The sequence below is a fragment of the Rhizobium rosettiformans W3 genome (genome assembly GCF_004912135.1).
In the GTDB taxonomy this organism is placed as follows: Bacteria; Pseudomonadota; Alphaproteobacteria; order Rhizobiales; family Rhizobiaceae; genus Allorhizobium; species Allorhizobium rosettiformans.
Genome location: NZ_STGU01000076.1, coordinates 1 through 913, shown reverse-complemented (window position 1 = coordinate 913; position 913 = coordinate 1). Strand labels below are relative to the sequence as shown.

Here is a 913-nt window from a genome sequence, read left to right as displayed (position 1 = left end):
GAGGATATAGAGATCCGGCTGCTGCTGGAGGCGCTTTATCATCGCTACCACTATGACTTTCGCAGCTACGCCATGTCGTCGATCCGGCGGCGGTTGCGCCAGGCACGCGAACAGTTGGGCTTTGCGACCATCTCAGCCATGCAGGAACGCGTCCTTCATCATCCCGAGATGCTTGACGACATGCTCCGCTTCCTTACGGTCCAGGTCAGCGAGATGTTTCGCGACCCGTCCTACTTCGCGGCGATCCGGGAGAAGGTCGTTCCGCATCTTCGCACTTACCCCTCCTTGAAGATCTGGATTGCCGGATGCAGTTCGGGCGAAGAGCTCTATTCCTTTGTCATCCTTTTTCGCGAGGAAGGGCTTGAGGAGCGAACCCTCTTTTATGCGACGGATATTAATCCAGAGGCCCTCGCCCAAGCGGAAGCCGGAATCTATGACATCGAACGGGTCAGATTGTTCACCGAGAACCATCGTGACTCCGGCGGCAAGGGATCTTTGTCTGACTATTACACGACGGGCTACAACCGGTGCATCCTGGACAAAAGCCTGCGGCGCAATGTCGTGTTTTCAGATCATAGTCTTGTGACGGACCAGGTCTTTGGTGAGATGCAATTAGTCTCCTGCCGGAACGTCATGATCTATTTCGACCGGGATCTACAGGACAGGGCTGTCGGTCTTTTCCGGGATACGCTGCCACGCAACGGCTTTCTCGGGCTGGGCTCAAAGGAAACACTGCGTTTTTCAACGCATGCCGATGGCTTCCGGGAGTTCGTCCGAGATGAGAAGATCTATCAGAGGATCGGCTCGTGAAGGACAATCCGAACGGTGCGATCATCATCGGCGCCTCTGCTGGGGCGCTCGAAGCGCTGTCCGTGCTATTGCCGCCACTACCTGCGACTTATCCATATCCCAT

Annotated in this window: 1 protein-coding gene; it reads left to right on the top strand. The window is 55.9% G+C overall.

From position 1 onward, the window contains the following. Nucleotides 1–810 (top strand): CheR family methyltransferase (locus FAA86_RS24400; protein WP_136543902.1); only part of this gene is annotated, 810 nt, incomplete at its 5' end. Between the last annotated feature and the right edge of the window lie 103 nt (nucleotides 811–913).